Annotated in this window: 1 protein-coding gene; it reads right to left on the reverse strand. The window is 55.2% G+C overall.

Features of this window, described 5'->3' with window-relative positions; translation table 11 throughout:
• Window positions 1–96, reverse strand: a 96-nt coding sequence (locus CSR02_RS17355) for an oxidoreductase (protein WP_143225545.1), incomplete at its 3' end; no start/stop codon positions are given.
• Between the last annotated feature and the right edge of the window lie 145 nt (window positions 97–241).

Genomic DNA, 241 nt, shown 5'->3' on the forward strand with positions numbered 1-241 from the left:
CTCACGGGTTGCTCTGCCGCGCGTCAGCGGCGCCATAAGAATTCTGTTTTTGGCGTAAATGCTTCCCAGTTTAATCGGCTCAAACAGGCTGGGCATGACAGATCCTCCCTAAAAGACGCGGTCCTTATGAGTTGGGGAAGTCTCCGGTCGATTGCAACAGAAGGCTTAACACTATCCCGCACGCAAACTAAAGCAGGTGATCTCAGGCGGTATGCCCAGCCGAAGCGCAAAGCCCGGCCAC

The organism is Acetobacter pomorum (assembly GCF_002738225.1).
Taxonomy (GTDB): Bacteria; Pseudomonadota; Alphaproteobacteria; order Acetobacterales; family Acetobacteraceae; genus Acetobacter; species Acetobacter pomorum.